We start from the raw sequence: 1,377 nt of genomic DNA, 5'->3' as shown, positions 1-1,377 counted from the left end.
TTCTCAATCCTAACTTTATGAAAACCATTTATTTTTGCAAATTATCGGAATTGAGGACCACTAATCCAACCAATAAGTTCCCATCTTTTACCTTCAATAATAGGCGTTACTTCATGCAAAATAAATGAAGGAAACATAATCATTGTTCCTTTATTTATAGGTAATATTTGGGGATTTTCTTGTAGATACAAATTTAGTTTTGCGCCCTCATAAGTCTTGGGATCAGATAATTCTACAGAAAAAGAAATCTTCCTACAAGAAAAAGGATATTCATTATCTATATGTAAATCACAATTATCTTTAATCTGATTAGAATTATTTGTGCTGTCATAACAGAGGAGCTGTAAAGGCTCTATAATTCCCACAATATCATAGTTCCACCAACGATTATTTGCAGTTATAAGATTATTAATTAATCGTTGCCAAAGCCAATTTGTTGTTTCAGTTTGAGATATTTCCCAAGCATTAGCTTGACGATAGTTCTGGTGAAGACCTTCAAACCTATGGCTTTTATCCTTGAATAAATTTTGTGAAAATGAGATAATCAAGTCACACTCTTGTGTTGTAAAAGCTCCCCAATTTTCACCTTTTTGACAAAAATGACTTGGCTGACTACCATCATAACAAGTGAATGGAGTTTGATTATATTTTTTCTCAGGATACATCCAAAACATCTTTAATGCGTTGTCTATGTAATCTAGTTAGCTTTTATAAATATCTAAGAAAATATTATACCAATTATTGCGTATGAATATTATAAAAAATAAATTTTAAACTTAGATTAAGGAGATATCTCCAATCCTAGAAGCTACCTATTATCATTGTTTCGGTTTTTTTATTCTTTCTTGATTTCTTCTTCTTTCTGCCTTGAAATTCTAAAATAACTTGTTCCCAATATAGTAATATCATGTCCGGTTGAATACTTATAAATAAGTAAACAGGGAGCAGAGGAGAAAAAGAATCTAAAGAAAGATCGGGCAGGAGAAATTTTTTTGATTGTGCTACTAAGCGGACATGATATAATACCAAGGGTGAAAAAAGAATGTTTTTGTTAGGTGAAACTTCAATTATTAAGTAATTAACATAGGCGCATCGGAGATTTTTGATAATTATTAGCTAGTAGCGTATTAATTAGGGTTTGCTGAAAAAGTCTTATGGGTGAGGGGAGGAGACAGGAGACAGGAGACAGGAGACAGGAGGGACGGGGAATGTAGAAGAGGTAGGAGCTAAGTTTTGTCCCTTAATTTTTCGGCGTTGCATAATTGCGGGATGATAATCACATTTGCACCCATCTGAAAATGTTGATAGATTAAAACAAATTTTTTGACACATATCAAAATCATCCCATGATGATGCAACGCCGAAAAATTAAGGGAC

At 32.5% G+C, this 1,377-nt stretch carries 1 protein-coding gene; it reads right to left on the bottom strand.

The features are described 5' to 3' along the window. Positions 1 to 41 precede the first annotated feature (41 nt). The gene (locus tag F6K13_RS33315) at positions 42 to 674 is read right to left on the bottom strand and encodes a 2OG-Fe(II) oxygenase (protein WP_124144323.1); all 633 of its coding nucleotides are present in this window, start codon (positions 672 to 674) and stop codon (positions 42 to 44) included. Positions 675 to 1,377: the final 703 nt, after the last annotated feature.

Origin of the sequence: Okeania sp. SIO2B9 (genome assembly GCF_010672505.1) — a bacterium.
Classification (GTDB): Bacteria; Cyanobacteriota; Cyanobacteriia; order Cyanobacteriales; family Microcoleaceae; genus Okeania; species Okeania hirsuta.
This window is presented reverse-complemented; position numbering and strand designations above follow the sequence as displayed.